Source organism: Rhodococcus sp. BP22 (assembly GCF_014281965.1).
Taxonomy (GTDB): domain Bacteria; phylum Actinomycetota; class Actinomycetes; order Mycobacteriales; family Mycobacteriaceae; genus Rhodococcoides.
Genome location: NZ_JACFTB010000005.1, coordinates 79,964 through 95,016 on the forward strand (window position 1 = coordinate 79,964; position 15,053 = coordinate 95,016).

The 15,053-nt window shown below is 63.8% G+C and carries 15 protein-coding genes; 3 read left to right on the forward strand and 12 right to left on the reverse strand.

From position 1 onward, the window contains the following. The first annotated feature begins 192 nt into the window (after window positions 1–192). Window positions 193–2,385: a VanW family protein gene (locus H2510_RS12160; protein ID WP_315901348.1), complete on the forward strand. Its 2,193-nt coding sequence runs from the start codon at window positions 193–195 to the stop codon at window positions 2,383–2,385. Between the two features lie 30 nt (window positions 2,386–2,415). Here H2510_RS12160 and H2510_RS12165 read toward each other — a convergent pair whose 3' ends face one another. Then, complete coding sequence (locus H2510_RS12165; protein WP_186628582.1) at window positions 2,416–3,171, reverse strand: SGNH/GDSL hydrolase family protein; 756 nt, start codon at window positions 3,169–3,171, stop codon at window positions 2,416–2,418. A 203-nt stretch (window positions 3,172–3,374) separates the two neighbouring features. Here H2510_RS12165 and H2510_RS12170 point away from each other — a divergent pair, with 203 nt between their 5' ends. Then, window positions 3,375–3,872 carry a flavin reductase family protein gene (locus H2510_RS12170; protein ID WP_186628583.1) on the forward strand — a complete coding sequence of 166 codons (498 nt, stop codon included), beginning with the start codon at window positions 3,375–3,377 and terminating at the stop codon, window positions 3,870–3,872. A gap of 83 nt (window positions 3,873–3,955) precedes the next feature. Here H2510_RS12170 and H2510_RS12175 read toward each other — a convergent pair whose 3' ends face one another. From H2510_RS12175 to H2510_RS12210, 8 genes are all read right to left on the reverse strand, one after another. Continuing rightward, window positions 3,956–5,791: an acyl-CoA dehydrogenase gene (locus H2510_RS12175; protein WP_186628584.1), complete on the reverse strand. Its 1,836-nt coding sequence runs from the start codon at window positions 5,789–5,791 to the stop codon at window positions 3,956–3,958. A 79-nt stretch (window positions 5,792–5,870) separates the two neighbouring features. After that, complete coding sequence (locus tag H2510_RS12180; protein ID WP_186628585.1) at window positions 5,871–6,494, reverse strand: bifunctional 2-polyprenyl-6-hydroxyphenol methylase/3-demethylubiquinol 3-O-methyltransferase UbiG; 624 nt, start codon at window positions 6,492–6,494, stop codon at window positions 5,871–5,873. 26 nt (window positions 6,495–6,520) lie between these two features. Then, window positions 6,521–7,633, reverse strand: a complete 1,113-nt coding sequence (locus tag H2510_RS12185; protein WP_186628586.1) for a DUF4185 domain-containing protein — start codon at window positions 7,631–7,633, stop codon at window positions 6,521–6,523. 138 nt (window positions 7,634–7,771) lie between these two features. After that, entirely contained in the window at window positions 7,772–7,930 is a 159-nt protein-coding gene (locus H2510_RS12190) for a hypothetical protein (protein ID WP_186628587.1), read from the reverse strand. A 112-nt stretch (window positions 7,931–8,042) separates the two neighbouring features. Next, on the reverse strand, window positions 8,043–8,708 hold the full coding sequence (locus H2510_RS12195) for a DUF2064 domain-containing protein (protein ID WP_186628588.1): 666 nt from the start codon (window positions 8,706–8,708) through the stop codon (window positions 8,043–8,045). Next, window positions 8,705–9,358 (reverse strand): glycosyltransferase family 2 protein, encoded by a 654-nt coding sequence (locus H2510_RS12200; RefSeq protein ID WP_186628589.1) that lies wholly within the window; start codon window positions 9,356–9,358, stop codon window positions 8,705–8,707. The genes H2510_RS12195 and H2510_RS12200 overlap by 4 nt, the downstream gene beginning before the upstream one ends. Beyond that, complete coding sequence (locus tag H2510_RS12205; protein WP_186628590.1) at window positions 9,351–10,406, reverse strand: NAD(P)-dependent oxidoreductase; 1,056 nt, start codon at window positions 10,404–10,406, stop codon at window positions 9,351–9,353. The genes H2510_RS12200 and H2510_RS12205 overlap by 8 nt, the downstream gene beginning before the upstream one ends. Beyond that, on the reverse strand, window positions 10,403–11,209 hold the full coding sequence (locus tag H2510_RS12210) for an S-methyl-5'-thioadenosine phosphorylase (protein WP_186628591.1): 807 nt from the start codon (window positions 11,207–11,209) through the stop codon (window positions 10,403–10,405). The genes H2510_RS12205 and H2510_RS12210 overlap by 4 nt, the downstream gene beginning before the upstream one ends. A gap of 70 nt (window positions 11,210–11,279) precedes the next feature. Here H2510_RS12210 and H2510_RS12215 point away from each other — a divergent pair, with 70 nt between their 5' ends. Further along, complete coding sequence (locus H2510_RS12215) at window positions 11,280–12,617, forward strand: hypothetical protein (protein ID WP_315901349.1); 1,338 nt, start codon at window positions 11,280–11,282, stop codon at window positions 12,615–12,617. Window positions 12,618–12,633: 16 nt separating this feature from the next. Here H2510_RS12215 and H2510_RS12220 read toward each other — a convergent pair whose 3' ends face one another. From H2510_RS12220 to H2510_RS12230, 3 genes are read right to left on the reverse strand one after another with little or no spacing between them, the layout of a single operon-like run. Beyond that, on the reverse strand, window positions 12,634–13,284 hold the full coding sequence (locus tag H2510_RS12220; protein WP_186628592.1) for a methyltransferase domain-containing protein: 651 nt from the start codon (window positions 13,282–13,284) through the stop codon (window positions 12,634–12,636). Then, entirely contained in the window at window positions 13,281–13,781 is a 501-nt protein-coding gene (locus H2510_RS12225; protein WP_186628593.1) for a hypothetical protein, read from the reverse strand. Before H2510_RS12225 ends, H2510_RS12220 begins: the two co-directional genes overlap by 4 nt. After that, window positions 13,781–15,022 (reverse strand): molybdopterin-dependent oxidoreductase, encoded by a 1,242-nt coding sequence (locus H2510_RS12230; protein ID WP_186628594.1) that lies wholly within the window; start codon window positions 15,020–15,022, stop codon window positions 13,781–13,783. The genes H2510_RS12225 and H2510_RS12230 overlap by 1 nt, the downstream gene beginning before the upstream one ends. Window positions 15,023–15,053 lie beyond the last annotated feature (31 nt).

The window sequence follows — 15,053 nt, forward strand, 5'->3', positions numbered from 1 at the left end:
GTTGTAACGCTTCACAAAGATCGCCGATACTCGTAGTGGCTCCGTACTGCTGCCCGACCCCCGACCCGGCAGCGGTGCGGAGCCTCCTACGTCTCGATCGAGGTGGCTCGACATCTCCGCGTCGATAGCGGATGCGTAAGCTCGGGCACGACAGTCGATCGAAATCGGTGGGGGTTGTGGGAGGGCTTGAACGTGAGCATCGGTGGAGACGGCACAGAGCCCAACAAGCGTCAGGAGCCTCCGGTCCCTGAGGGACCAGTAGAGGACACGCAGCCCGACGAGGTACTGCCGTACGACGCGGTCACCGAGGCCATGACTGTCGTACCTCCTGAGAACCCTGCACCTCTCAGGCAAGACGCCTCGAATCAGCCGTCGAAGGACGATGACGAGCCCACGACGGAAGCGTATTCAGCGGTTCCTCCCGTTCCTCCGAGTCCTGTGGAGCCAGTTGTCGCTCCGAGGCCGCCCGAACCGCCTATCACCTCTCCCGCCGCAAGTTCGGCAACGCCCGACCCAGCAGGCGCTGGAACGGTCGGCTCGGATCAGAAGCCTCCATGGGTGAAGGTCGCAGTCTTGGCGGGCGCTGCTGTAGCGATCTTGGCTGTGTTCTACACCGCGGACTGGTTGTCTTCCAGCGGCGCAGTTCCGCGCGGAGTCACCGTTGCCGGAGTCGACGTCGGAAGCCTCTCGCACGACGACGCCGAGGCGAAGCTACGTTCGGAGCTCGGCGCCCGCGTCGAACAGCCCGTTGCTGTCGAGGCCGGAGATCTGGACCTCGAGTTCGTACCGGCCGCTGCAGGGCTCGGTGTCGATTGGAACGCGACGCTCGATCGCGCGGGGTCGCAGCCGATCAATCCGTTCACTCGGATCGGTTCGTTCTTCGGTCATCGCGAGATCGGCGTGGAGTCGACGGTCGATGCCGCTGCGCTCGATGCGACCGTGGAGTCGATTCGTGCGCAGACCGACCGCGCTCCGGTGGAAGGCGACATCGTCTTCGAGGGTGCGACCGCAGTAGGTGTGGCGCCCGCTCCTGGGCTGGCGCTCGACGTCGCCGGCGCACGCGAGGCAATGCAGAAGCGATGGGCTTTCGGGGATGTCGCAGTACCCGTCGAGACCGCTGATGTGACGGTGCACCAGGACGAGGTCGATCGTGTGCTCACCCAGATTGCCGTGCCTGCGGTGTCTGCGCCGGTGGTGTTCACCGGCAAGAACTCTGCAGCCGCAGTGCTGGCCCCGGAGGCCGTCGGCCAGGTCTTGTCCTTCGAGCCGGCCGAGGATGGGTCACTCGCGGCGCGGTACGACAACGACGCAGCGATCCGTATTCTCGCGCCGCAGTTGGTCGCTACCGAGACGGTCCCGAAGGACGCGTCGTTCGTTTTGGGCTCAGGCGCGCCGACCATCGTGCCCGGTGTCGTCGGCGAGTTGGTGCAGTGGCCGGTGACGCTCGAGCAGTTGCCGACCTTGTTGGCCTCCCCGGATGCCCGAACCACCGCGGCCGTGTACGCGCCCGCGCCACCGGCACTGACAACCGAAGGCGCGCAGGCTCTCGGCATCAAAGAAGTTGTCGCCGAGTACACCACCGGTGGATTCGAGTACGCGTCCGGAGTCAATATCAGACTCACCGCCGATATCGTCAACGGTGCGTTGGTGAAGCCGGGAGCTACGTTCTCGCTCAACGGATACACCGGACCACGCGGGACTGCGCAGGGCTTCGTCGAGTCGGGGATCATCGACAACGGTAGACCGGATCGGGCTGTCGGCGGCGGCATCAGTCAGTTCGCGACGACGCTGTACAACGCGGCGTATTTCGGCGGAATGGAAGACGCCGGGCACACCGAGCACAGCTACTACATCAGTAGATATCCGGAGGCCCGCGAGGCGACGGTATTCGAGGGCGCAATCGACCTGAAGTTCACCAACCCTGCCAAAACCGGCATCGTCATCGAGTCGTTCGGTACGGGCTCGGATGTGACGGTTCGGCTTTGGGGAACGAAGACGGTGGAGGTCGAGTCCAGTACGGGGCCGCGGACCAACCCGACTTCTCCCAATACGGTCACGCTCCCTGCCGGTGATCAGTGCGTTCCGTCCAGTGGTGGACCGGGATTCACGGCGAGCAATACCAGAGTGATCACCGATATTGCGTCGGGCAAAGAGATCTCGCGAGAGACTCGCACGGTCAAGTACGATCCGATTCCGATCGTGAAATGCCAGTCACGCGAACCTGATCCGAAGCCTGCGGACGCTCCGCCGCCGGCACCCGCACCTCCGGCAGCAGAGCCGGCTGCGCCGCCTGCCGCCGAACCGTCCGTGGTCCCTCCTGCCGATCCTCCGGCAGCCGAGCCTGCGGAGCAGCCTGCCGCTTCGCAGGAGGACAGTGACAGCTAGTCCCTCTCGCAGCTAGTGCTGTTGCAGCGGTTACCGAAGCGCCGTGTGTTTCGGCGCGACGTCGTCGCCGGAGGATGCGCCGCGGAGGCGTCGTGACACCCACGGCGCCGCGAAGGACTTCACCCATTCGGCATTCTCACGCCGCTTGTCAGCAGGCGCGATGGGTGCGCGTGGCTCCAGGGGTTCGAGTTCGATCGAATGCGGGACACCGAGGTGATCGAGAACCTCGGATGCCATCCTGATGTGTCCGCGCGTGGACATGTGGAGACGATCGGTGTCCCACATCCGGGTGTCGTCGTAGCCGTCGAGACGCCAGAAGTCGACGATTTCGACTCCTCGACGGTCGGCTACTTCCCGCAGAAGTTCGTTGTAGATCGCAGTGCGTCCGCGCAGTGTGCGGAACAGGGGTGCCCAGCCCGCGTCGTATCCGGTGAAGGCGACGACCCGCGCGCCGGTGGCGACGAGGTCTGCGAGTGCCGAGTCGTATCTCGCGACGATGCCGTCGATGTCCACCTTTGGCCGCATCAGGTCGTTTCCACCGGCGTAGATGGTAACGAGATCGGGTGCGGCGTCGACGGCGATTCCGACTTGGTTTTCGATCACCTGGTCGACCAATTTGCCGCGCACCGCGAGATTGGCGTAGCGGAATTCCGGGTTCGTGGCGCCGAGCTGCTCGGCGACGCGGTCGGCCCAGCCCTTGACCCCGTTTGCGCTGGCGGGATCGGCGTCACCGACGCCCTCGGTGAACGAGTCCCCGAGCGCTACGTAGCTGTCGATTCTCGACACAACATCAACCTCCGTGAGTACTGCTAACTAGTTACTCGACAGTACGACACCGTCGCGGCGAATTTCATTCCCGAAAATTCGGGCGCAGGACTCTCGACTACCGAAACTCGTATCGTGGACTACGAGGTGTGCTGGCAGGATGACCGAACGTAAGGTCAGATGTCACCACCTGATCACGCTGCTCAGACCAGAACGGATATCTCATGCCTCTCGCCACCACCGAACTCGACAACGGTGCCCTTCGTGCCGCTTTCGGTCAGTTCCCCAGCGGTGTCGTCGCGCTGTGCGCCGAAATCGACGGTGCTCCCGTCGGCATGGCCGCGAGCAGCTTCGTCGCTGTGTCGATGGACCCGCCGCTCGTGGCGTTCTGCGTGCAGAACACGTCGACGACGTGGCCGAGGTTCACTGCCGCCAAGCGCATCGGCATCAGCGTGTTGGGTGAAGCGCACGACGGCGCTGCGCGGACATTGGCCGCCAAGACGGGTAACCGGTTCGAGGGTCTGGAAGTTACGACGACCGAGGACGGCGCTGTCTTCATCGGCGGAGCGAGTATGTGGCTCGACGCCACCGTCACCGAACAAGTACCCGCAGGCGATCATGCAATCGTGCTGATGCGGATCAACGAACTCGAAATCAGAGATGTAGCACCCATCGTGTTCCACAGCAGTAAGTTCCGCCGCCTTGCCGCCGAAGAAGGGTAGCGAGCAGGCAGAAGAAAGATAGGGCAGAGCACAACGGCCGCACCCCCAGGAAGGGGATGCGGCCGTGTGTGTACGGGGTCGAATCAGAATGCAGCTTCGTCGAGCTCCATGACGTCGAGATCCGTGTTGGCGAGGATGCCGCGGGTAGCGGTCAGCTGGGGCAGGATGTTCTTGGCGAAGAAGGACGCGACTGCGACCTTGCCCTCGTAGAACGACTTTTCCTTGCCCTCTGCACCGTTGTCGAGTGCCTTGATGGCAATTTCGGACTGACGCAGCAGCAGCCAGCCGATGAGCAGGTCGCCGAAGCCCATGAGGAAGCGGACGGATGCGAGGCCGATCTTGTACAGCTCGGTCGGCTGCTCCTGAGCTCCCATGAGCTGCTGGGTCATCGTGGTGACGATGGCCTGCACGTCTTCGAGTGCGGTGGCGAGAAGCGCGCGCTCGGCCTTGAGCCGACCGTTGCCTGCTTCGCTGTCGATGAACGACTTGATCTGGCCGGCGATGTGAGCCAGCGCGACGCCACGGTCACGGGCGATCTTGCGGAAGAAGAAGTCCTGCGCCTGGATGGCCGTCGTGCCCTCGTACAGCGAGTCGATCTTCGAGTCGCGGATGTACTGCTCGATCGGGTAGTCCTGCAGGAACCCGGATCCGCCGAGCGTCTGGAGGCTTTCCGCCAGCTGGCTGTAGGCGATTTCGGATCCGACGCCCTTGACGATCGGGAGCAGCAGGTCGTTGACGCGGTAGGCGATGTCGTCGTCTGCGTCGGATACCTGCTTGGCGGTGATCGGGTCCTGGTGTGCCGCGGTGAAGAGGTACACCGCGCGCAGGCCCTCGGCGTATGCCTTCTGGGTCATCAGGCTGCGACGCACGTCAGGGTGGTGCGTGATGGTGACGCGGGGTGCTGCCTTGTTGGTCATCTGGGTCAGATCGGCGCCCTGGACACGCTCCTTGGCGTAGTCCAGCGCGTTGAGGTAGCCGGTGGAGAGGGTGGCGATCGCCTTGGTGCCGACCATCATTCGAGCGTGCTCGATGACGTCGAACATCTGCGCGATGCCCTTGTGGACCTCGCCGACGAGCCAGCCCTTGGCCGGAATGTCGTGGCCACCGAAGGTGAGCTCGCAGGTGGTGGAGACCTTGAGGCCCATCTTGTGCTCGACGCCGGTGACGAATACGCCGTTGCGCTCGCCGAGTTCGCCGGTCTCGAAGTCGAAGTGGGTGTTCGGTACGTAGAACAGGCTCAAGCCCTTGGTGCCGGGTCCGGCACCTTCCGGGCGAGCGAGAACCAGGTGCATGGTGTTCTCGAAGAGATCGTCGGACACGGCCGAGGTGATGAACCGTTTGACGCCTTCGATGTGCCACGAGCCGTCGTCCTGCTTGATGGCCTTGGTGCGGCCTGCGCCGACGTCGGATCCTGCATCGGGCTCGGTGAGCACCATCGTGGCGCCCCACTTGCGCTCGACGATGACCTTCGCCCATTCCTTCTGCTCATCGGTGCCGTTGTTGTAGAGCACGTTGGCGAATCCTGGTCCCGCAGAGTACATGAACGCGGCAGGGTTGGCGCCGAGCAGCAACTCGTTGAGTGCCCAGCCGAGAGTGCGAGGCGCGGGGATGCCGCCGACTTCTTCGTCGAGACCGACACGCCACCACTCGCCGTCGTACAGCGCCTTGAACGACTTCTTGAAAGCCTCCGGCAGCTTGACGGTGTGAGTGTCGGGGTCGAACACAGGCGGGTTTCGGTCGGATTCGGCGAAGGACTCGGCTACCGGTCCTTCTGCCAGGCGGACTACCTCGCGAAGCATGTCGCGGGCTGCCTCTCCGTCGAGGTCGCCGAAGTTGTCACCTGCGAGAGACTCGTCGAGCCCGAACAGCTCGAAGAGGTTGAACTCGAGGTCCCGCAGGTTGCTCTTGTAATGGCCCATGCTCGTACTCTCCATGTTCGGTGGTGCGGTCTCGTGAGTACCGCCCAAGTTAGCTACTCGTCGGTAACATAACTGGATATTACCCCCGTTCATTCCCGCTGCCAAGGGGGGACCTACTCGCGAGTAGTAAAGCGTCGATCGCGGTGCCGTGATCGGTGTCCCGTAGACGCTTCTCGGCCCTGATCACCACACCCAAGCCATCGACGTCAGAAGCCAAATCCTCTGGCGTGTAGAGTATTTCGGGATCCTGTGGCCCGCCGACGCCGTCGGCGATGTTGAGTGAGTGGTGACCGAGAATCATGAGGATTCCGTCAGGTTTCAAAGCGTCGATTGCGCTCCGAATCACCCGTCGGCGTTGCTCCGCGGGTAGATGGAGGTAAAGAACGAGGACCAAGTCATAGCCAGGCTCGGTCGAGAGCTTGGTCACATCCGCGTGAACCCAGGTAAGCCGATCTCGGACCGATTTGGGTGATTTCTCGGCGATCCGCCGCCCCTTCTGGAGCCCGACGGCCGAGAAGTCGACGGCGGTGACCTCCCAACCGCGGGTGGCCAGCCACAGGGCGTTTCTGCCCTCACCGGCCGCCAGGTCCAACGCCCGCCCACGCGGAAGCGCGGTGGCGTATTCGACCAGCGCCTGGTTAGGAGGCGATCCGTAGACCAGGTCGGCGGCCGCATATTTGTTGTCCCACGCTGTTGCATCCATTCCGACGACCATATGTCGCCGACGCGTCACAACGTGGTGCGCAGGAGCAGGACGTTGTAGTTCTGGTGCACCGTGGCGAGGAAGTACAGGTCAGGACCCGCGGACCAAGGGTGAATGTAGGGGGCGTACGCACTGCGAAGCTGATTGGTGTCCACGAGCACCTCGGGCGGACTCCACGGGCCGGCGGGCGAGGGGGAGCGTCGCATGACGATCGAATCGGAAGCGTCCGTGGTGAGCATCAAGTATTGACCGAGGTACTGGTTGTACGCGACGGACAACTCGCCGACGTCGCCGACGATGGGGGCCGCGAGCGCGGGGTCGCCCTTCTTCCATTCGGCGCCGGTCCAGTATTCGTACGCGGCGAGGTCCAGGATGTCTTTTTCGAGTACGCGTGACACGTAGCCGGAGTTGCCACGTCCGGGGGGCGTGCCGTACTCGTAGACGAACCCGCCGTCCTTCAGGAAGGCGTTCTGCTGGAAATTGCGGTTTCCGCCGTCGCTCGGACGTTGAGTCTCCGGGTGGACGGTCCAGTTTTCGCCGTTGTCACCGGATACTGCAATCGAGGAGTGGTTGGTTTCCCAATGTCCGGGCTGCCCCCAGTCCTTGACCGACATCAAGCTCATGAACTGATTCTGGCCGAGTGCGACACCGGCAGTGGGGATTCGGCTGATCTCGACGAAGGGGATCTTGGGGCTCGGTACGAGTTCCTTGGCCTGCCCGAGTGGGTCCTTGACGATGCTGTCGAAGCTCATGCCATCGGCCAGGTTGCCGTCGTGGCTCCGCATGAGCGCGCTGCTGCGCCAGGACCACAGGCTCCCCTGCAAAAGATTCGGAAATCCGAGGCCTGCAGTATCGCCGAAGGCGGTCAGGATCTCGCCGTTGCCGTTGTCCCACATGATCCCGAGGTCGGTGCCCAGCATGTTGACGTTCTGGGTCTCGTTCGGACTGGACATTCCGGTGGCCTGCGCGACGGCCACAGTGCGTCCGGTGAGCTGCGGGAGGCCGAAGACACCGTTCAATCCAGGAATTGGATTGACGATGTTCGGATTGGCCGCTGCAGGACCGGCAATCACAAGAGTCGTGACCACAACAGCAACAGCAACCGACGTGAAACGTTTCACTAGCCCCCCGGCTTTCATTTGGATTCTAAACAGACCGCGGGAAGCATAGCTCGAGGTTTTACCTGTCGGGCAGACTTCTTTGTTCTTTCGGCAAAGTAAATGGATTGGTAAGCGCGGGGAAAGCGAGCGCGGAGTCTGTTACTGCCGTGGTGAGAATCAGTCGTGCGGAACGGACTCGTCGACGTCTGCGGTATCCCAGTGCAAAGTCGATCCGAGTTCCTCGGAATCGGCACGACGCGCGACGCGGCCCAGCACGATGGCGACCGCCAACGCAACCACCAACCAGACGGCTATACCGATGAGAATTCCAAGCACATGGTCTTTCTAGCACCGATATCTGAGAATGCGCGGAGAAACTAAGCTTTTCGATTGTTGCAATGCGATCGACAGTGGTCACGGATTGGTTACGGACCGGTAGTGGCTACCTTTACAAGTGCCGAACGACCTGCTCGACCGCCCTTCGGAAGCGACTGCCTCCCAGGCACTGAGCTGCGACGATATCGAGGTCCGAGGCGTGGTCGACGTCACGCAGAATCGGCAGTGAGGCGATGTCCGCGCCGAGTGCTTCGAGAGCGCTGCGCGTATCGGCCCCGGTGCTGGGACTGGACATGGTCACCTCGAGGAGCCCGCAGGCGAGCGCGGGATCTGCGATGCCCAACCCCCACCAGCCGCCGTCCTCGGCCATACCGAGCACCGATCGCCCCGGCTCGGTGAGCTGCGTTGCCGCCTCGTTCAACAGGTTGGCCGTCACTTGGGGGGTGTCCATCCCGATCTGAAAGACGGGATTGCCCGACGCCGCAGCGTCCTCGTGCGCGTAACGCAACCGGCCGGCGAAACCGTCGCCCCGCTGCGGAATCACGATGAACGACGCCAGTGCCGCGGCTATTTCTTCGTGTCGGCTCGCCTGGGTGAGGTCCCCGGTCATCGCGACGATGCGCTCGTCGAAGTCGGCGGCGGATACGGCGTCGAGAGTATCGAGCAGGGCGGCGGCAGCGATGTCGGCGGCTATGTCGTCGCCTACGGTTTTCGCGAGCCGGGTTTTCGCGAGTCCGGGTACGGGAGCTTTGGCGACGATGAGGGCGGTCACTTTCACGAGAGCACCTTCCAGAAGTCCCGCACTGCAACGACGGTTCCCTTGACCGAGCCGGACACCTTCGAGGTCCCTGCTGTCCGTGGACTGTAGGAGACGTCGTGTTCGACGACTGTCCAGCCTGCTTTCGAGGCGAGTACGAGTAGTTGCAGCGGGTAGCCGGACCGGCGATCGGTCACGTCGAGGTCGAGAAGTGCTTGGCGTCGTACTGCGCGGATGGCGCCGAGGTCGTGGACGGGCAGCTTGTATTTGGTTCGAAGCCGAAGGGCCAGGACGGCATTGCCGATTCGAGCGTGGATCGGTGAGTTTCCGCGGACGGTCTTGCGTCGACCTACGGCGAGATCCGCTTGTTCGAGAGCGGTGACCAGTAGGGGTAGCTCACGTGGATCCATCGAGCCGTCGCCGTCGAGAACGCACACGACTTCGGTTTCGGCGGCGAGAACTCCGGCATGTACTGCTGATCCGTAACCGGGCACCGACTCCTGCACGACGGCGGCGCCGTGTGCTCGAGCAACGTCGGCGGTGTCGTCCACGGAATTGTTGTCGACGACGATGACGCGGTAGCCCGCGGGCATGTCGGCGAGGACGCCGGGGAGCGAGCCTTCCTCGTTCATGCAGGGAATCACCACGGTGACATCGGTCGGCTCAAACACGCGGGGCACCGGTGCCTTCGGCGTCGCGAAGCGGGGCGGTTGCGAACTCGCGCAGACCGTCGAACGGGGAGATCGCGGCCCCGAATCCGATTGCGGTGCGGGCTGATTCGGGGCTGGCCACCACGTGGCGTACGTCCCCGGAGCGGTACTGTCCGGTCACTTCGGGTGCTGGGCCTGCGCAGGCCTGGGACAGTGCGGTTGCCACTTCGCCGATGGTGATCGGATGACCCGAGGACACATTGAGTGCGGTGAATCCGGGCAGATCGGCGGCGATGGACAGTACGTTCGCCGCGGCGACGTCGGACACGTGCACGAAGTCGCGTGCCTGCAATCCGTCCTCGTACACCTGTGGTGGGCGCCCGGCTTCGAGTGAGGATCGGAACATCGCTGCGACGCCGGAGTACGGAGTGTTGCGTGGCATGTTCGGTCCGTAGACGTTGTGGTAGCGAAGCGCGGTCACCGAGCCGCCGGTGGCGAGGGACCAGGCGAGCGCGTAGTTTTCCTGCGCAAGCTTGCTTGCAGCATAGGTGCTTCGCGGCTGCAACGCCGAATCCTCTTTGACCAGAGCCCAATCCAGAATTTCGCCGGTGATCGGGTCGGTGTTGTCGAAGCGGCCTTCGTCGAGATCGGCGCGCGTGCGCGGACCGGGCACCACCGTCTCGCCCGCAGCATTGGTGTATCGCCCCTCGCCGTAGACGACCATCGAGGACGCCAGCACCAAACGGGTACAACCCGCTTCGGCCATTGCCGAGAGCAGCACGGCGGTGCCGAAATCGTTGTGGCTTGCATACGCGGGTGCGTCGGCGGCGTCGACGCCTGCGCCGACGACGGCAGCCTGGTGACACACGGCGTCGACTCCGGCCAGCACGTCCACGAGCGAGTCGTGATCACGGACGTCGACCCTCTCGATACCCGGGATCGGTCGATCGCTCCCGTGCGCGGAGGGAAGAAATGCGTCGATCGCGACGACGTCGTAGCTGGGACGGAGTGCGTCGAGGATGTGCCCGCCGATGAATCCGGCTGCCCCGGTAAGCAATACGCGGGTCATGGCAGCTCGATCGGAAGTTCGACGCCCTCGTGCACGCGGCACGATTCGCATGGGCCCATCAGAGCGGCGCTGATAGCCGACCGAACCAAGGCTTTCAGTGGTTCGATGTTCTTCTGAAATTCCGCGAACACGTCCACTGCTCGAACACCCTGCCCTGCCTCGATCCCCGCATCGAGGTCGGTCACGAGAGCGATCGGGGCGTAACACAATTCGAGTTCGCGGGCCAGTACCGCCTCGGGATGTCCGGTCATGTTCACCAGTGCCCACCCCTGACGGGCATACCACTGGCTCTCGGCGCGGGTGGAGAATCGTGGGCCCTCGACGACCACCATCGTGCCGCCGTCGACGGTGCCGGGCTGCAACGCCGCGGTGCGTAGGTCGGCGCAGTACGGATCGGCGAATTCGACGTGGACTCCGCCGTTGTCGAAGTAGGTCTGCGGGCGCCCGCTCGTGCGATCGACGAGTTGGTCGGGAATCACCACTGTTCCGGGCCCGTATTCGGGGAGCAGGCTCCCGACGGCACACGGGGCGAAGATGCGCTGCACTCCGAGCATGCGCAGGGCCCACATGTTGGCGCGGTAGGGCAGCGTGTGCGGGGAGTACTCGTGACGAGCTCCGTGGCGCGGAAGGAATGCGACCGTGCGGCCGTCGACGTCGCCGATCGTGATGGGCCCGCTCGTCGAACCGTACGGCGTGTCGATCGTGACCGACTGCGCGTCTTGCCCGAAGAACGAGTAGAAACCGCTACCACCGATGACCGCGATGTCGGCTCGGTGCGAAGTTGTTGTCGGCGTTGATGTCATTGATTCATTTCCGTCCTCGGTATGCTGAGCCCATCGATGTTCGAGATTTCCACGTGGATCGCAACGTTAGGTGAACGCTATCCGGTACTGGAGAGAATCTATCGCGGCTGTCCTCGCCGTGGTGCTCGTCGCAGTGGCATTCGTGGTCCCGTATCTGGACAACGAGCTGATCACGCCGATCATCAATCGCACTCCGCAGCAGGTTCGTGATTTCGCCGACGCCGCACCGCTTTTCGGCTTCCGTGAGCTTCACCTCGGCTGGGGCACTCCGTTCGCGATTCTCATCGCGATCGCGGGCGTCCTGTGGGGCCCGGAGATTGCGCGCAGACTGTCGTGGCGGAAGCTGCTTCCGCTCACCTGGGGTGTGTCGCTGGCGTGGACGATGGCGCTGGCCATGGTCGACGGCTGGCGACGCGGGTTCTCCACGCGCTTGTCCTCCACCGACGAGTATCTCCACGAAGTCCCCGACATCACCGATATACCGGCGACGCTGCAAGGTTTCTCCGAACGCATTCTCGATTACCAGGCCGACTCGTGGACGACGCATGTGTCCGGCCATCCGCCGGGTGCGCTGCTGACGTTCGTGTGGCTGGATCGGCTTGGGCTCAGTGGCGGTGCGTGGGCGGCATGGTTGTGCGTTCTCGTCGGCACCAGCGCCGCTATGGCGCTCATCGTGACCGTCCGTGCTCTCGGTGACGAGACGATGGCGCGTCGTGCAGCCCCGTTCGTGGCGCTTGCTCCCGCAGCTGTCTGGATCGCAGTGTCTGCCGACGCGTTCTACGCCGGCGTGGTGGCCTGGGGAATTGCGTTGCTCGCACTCTCGACGCAGAAGAACCGCTGGCCTGTATCGCTTGCCGCGGGTGTACTTCTGGGTTTCGGTGTCTATCTCAATTACGGCCTCGGGTTGATGGCACTCCCGGCCGTGGCGGTGCTTGTCGCCAGGCGCGCGTTGTGGCCGGCCGTGTGGTCGCTTCTCGGCGCTCTCGCGGGCGCCCTCGTCGTGGCGGCGATCTTCACCGCCTACGGTTTCTGGTGGTTCGACGGCTACGAACTCGTCCAGGAGCGTTACTACCAGGGCATCGCGACGGACCGTCCGTTCGAGTACTGGGGTTGGGCCAACTTCGCGGCGTTGTTCTGCGCGCTCGGGATTGCCGTTCCTGCTGCATTTCCGCGCATCTTCACTCGGGTGCAGCCGATCAATCTTCTGGTCATCGCCGGGCTTGCGGCGGTGGTGATGGCAGATCTGAGTCAGCTGAGCAAAGCCGAAACCGAGCGCATCTGGCTGCCGTTCGCCATGTGGATGCTCCTGGCGCCCGCAGTGCTTCCGCAACGCACGCACCGGTTCTGGTTGGGACTGCAAGTGCTCGTGGCACTTGCAATCAACCATCTGCTCTTCACCAACTGGTGATGCGCTGCGCGGGCGGTTAAGCACGCTCCAGCCGTGCGAAGAATCGTCCGTGGATCGGTGCGATATCGACGACGGCGAGGCCGGCGGCGTGTGCGATGGCATAGGTTGCGTTGGCGCTGACGCTCGCCCACGCGAACCAGTCACCCACCATCGTGTCGGTCTCCCAACGAACTGTCTGTGGCTGTACTTCGGCGGCACCGGGCGCGTGGACCTCGGCGATGACGGCGCCGTCCGGTCGAATGAGCTCTGCTGCTCGGCGAAGCAACCGGACCGGGTCGCCGCCGATGCCGATGTTGCCGTCGGCCAGCAGGACGCAGGCCCAGTCACCGGCATTGGGTAGGGGCTCGAACAGATCGCGAAGTACCGCCCTTCCACCGCGCCCGACAGTTAGATCGACGGCCTTCTTCGAGGTGTCGACGCCGAGCGCGGAGATGCCGCGTCGTGCCAGGCCCTCGGTGAGCCGACCGGGCCCACAGCCGAGATCGAGTGTGGGGCCGTTGCAGTGGCCGATCATCCGGCCGTCGGCGATTCGGTCTTCGGTGCTCGATGCCGGACCGCCCATCCAGCGCGCAGTCGGTAGCGGCTCTCGGGTTCCGTCCGAGTGCCCCATCCAACAGGGCAGGCCACAGGAGGCTCTGCTGAACAGTTCGTCCGCCGTCACTCTCACGTCGCTCTCCTGTTCGAGGTCTGTGCGATACGGATCGCGTAGGCCAGTGCGCTGACCCCGAACAGCACCGCTGTCAGTACCAGCCAACGACCGAGATAGGGCTCCTGCGTCAATCCGGTTGCTGTAGTAAATGTTTCGGATCCTTGCTGAATGATTCCGGGAAAGAACAGGACGAAAGTCAGCACCGTGCCCATGAGCGGGATACGGATGTAGTTGAGCGGGGATACGCGCCAGGTGAGTGCCGGAGCCCGTCCGCGCATCGCGTCGAGTCCGGCAGTGAGCGAGCGGTCGGCGAGCGAATACAGGGGAAAGAGAAGAAGGTCGTGGACGACGATGGCACCGGCGAACCACACTGCAATCGACTGCCACCAGACGTTCCGATTCCAGAACGTCGCTATGCCTGCCACGTAGACCACGTACCCCACCAGTGCCAACGCGAAACACACTGCAAGTAGGTGCAGGGGACGGGCGCCGTAGACGCGGGTGAACGCTGCCATCACGCGCCCCTGAATTCGATTGCCTTCACCCATTTGGTGTTGTGGACTCCTGGCATGGCCGGGACGATGATCCGTGCGGGGTACCCATGGTCGGGTGAGAGGTCGACGCCGTTGACCTGCAGGGCGAGCAGTGAATCGGCGTCAAGGACCTGGTTGGACTGCAGTGTGGCCTGACGGAAAGGCCCATTCTCCTCGATCGAGGTGACCTGCGCCGACCGAAGATCCTCGACGCCGGCTGCCGAAGCTAGGTCGCGTAACCGGACGCCGGTCCACCTCTGAACCGTCGACCACCCTTCGACGCAGGCGATGGGCAGATCGGCGGTGTGTTGCTCCATCTGCAGGAGGGCGTCTCTGGTGAATGTCACCGCGCTCGCACCTCCGGTCAGTTCGAGGGTCCAGCTCGCGCCCGTGGTGTCCTCGGTGATTCGGGCTGCGGAGGCTGTGCGGTTGATCTGGAAATCGTTGGGTCCATCCCCGTACGACCGACCACGGGGTAGGAGTATCGCGGTGTTGCGGAGGAACCCGCCGGTGGTCTGCCCCACGGTGAGGGCTGCGACGAACAGTGCGCCGCCGCCGACGAGGGCAAGGGCGCCGCGCCTGCTGATCGTGGGATCGGTGGGGTCCTCGGCGATGAGGTCGGATCCGTCGGGATCGACTTCCTGCTCGGTCTGCTTGTCCTTCAGGACCTGGATGAGCGAGCGGGAGCGAAGAGTACGAAACATCAACGGCGTCTTGATGATCGCGTGCGAAACGAAACCGGCGATGAAGATCCATGCGCCCCAGTAGTGGGCGGTGTAGAAGCTGAAGCCGAAGATGTAGTCGTACTGGATGTTGAGAACTCCGGTGACGATCTCGAACAGAATCCCGCCGACGAGCGCGAGCAGGGAAAGCCGTTCCAGTGCTTCGGAAACCGAGCGGATCGGAGGCGTCACGAACAGCTTGGGTATGACCGACCACAGTTTCGCCAACACGATCGGAACCAGGATCAATCCGAGGCCGACGTGCAGACCTTGGGTGAGGCGGTACAACCACGATGGATTGGTGGGCCAGTCGAAGGAGGGGAGCCGCAGCCATCCGACGTCTGTCGGAAGGGCTTGGCCGAATTGTGGGCCGTACGCCATGTAGGAGGCAAGCCCGGTAAGGATGACGATGGGCAGGCCGGCGAGCAGTACGGCGCCGAAGATGGAGGTGAGCCAGGGGCCTCGGAGGGGACTACGAAACCGTCCGCGCGGGGCCGCCATGTGCGGTGACCTCGCGCGGACGGTTTCAGCA

Excerpts from the sequence above, each read along its gene's own strand:
- H2510_RS12170 (WP_186628583.1), top strand. The coding sequence starts at position 3,375 with ATGCCTCTCGCCACCACCGAACTCGACAACGGTGCCCTTCGTGCCGCT.
- H2510_RS12175 (WP_186628584.1), bottom strand. The coding sequence starts at position 5,791 with ATGGGCCATTACAAGAGCAACCTGCGGGACCTCGAGTTCAACCTCTTC.
- H2510_RS12180 (WP_186628585.1), bottom strand. The coding sequence starts at position 6,494 with ATGGATGCAACAGCGTGGGACAACAAATATGCGGCCGCCGACCTGGTC.
- H2510_RS12185 (WP_186628586.1), bottom strand. The coding sequence starts at position 7,633 with ATGAAAGCCGGGGGGCTAGTGAAACGTTTCACGTCGGTTGCTGTTGCT.
- H2510_RS12205 (WP_186628590.1), bottom strand. The coding sequence starts at position 10,406 with ATGACCCGCGTATTGCTTACCGGGGCAGCCGGATTCATCGGCGGGCAC.
- H2510_RS12210 (WP_186628591.1), bottom strand. The coding sequence starts at position 11,209 with ATGACATCAACGCCGACAACAACTTCGCACCGAGCCGACATCGCGGTC.
- H2510_RS12225 (WP_186628593.1), bottom strand. The coding sequence starts at position 13,781 with ATGGCAGCGTTCACCCGCGTCTACGGCGCCCGTCCCCTGCACCTACTT.
- H2510_RS12230 (WP_186628594.1), bottom strand. The coding sequence starts at position 15,022 with ATGGCGGCCCCGCGCGGACGGTTTCGTAGTCCCCTCCGAGGCCCCTGG.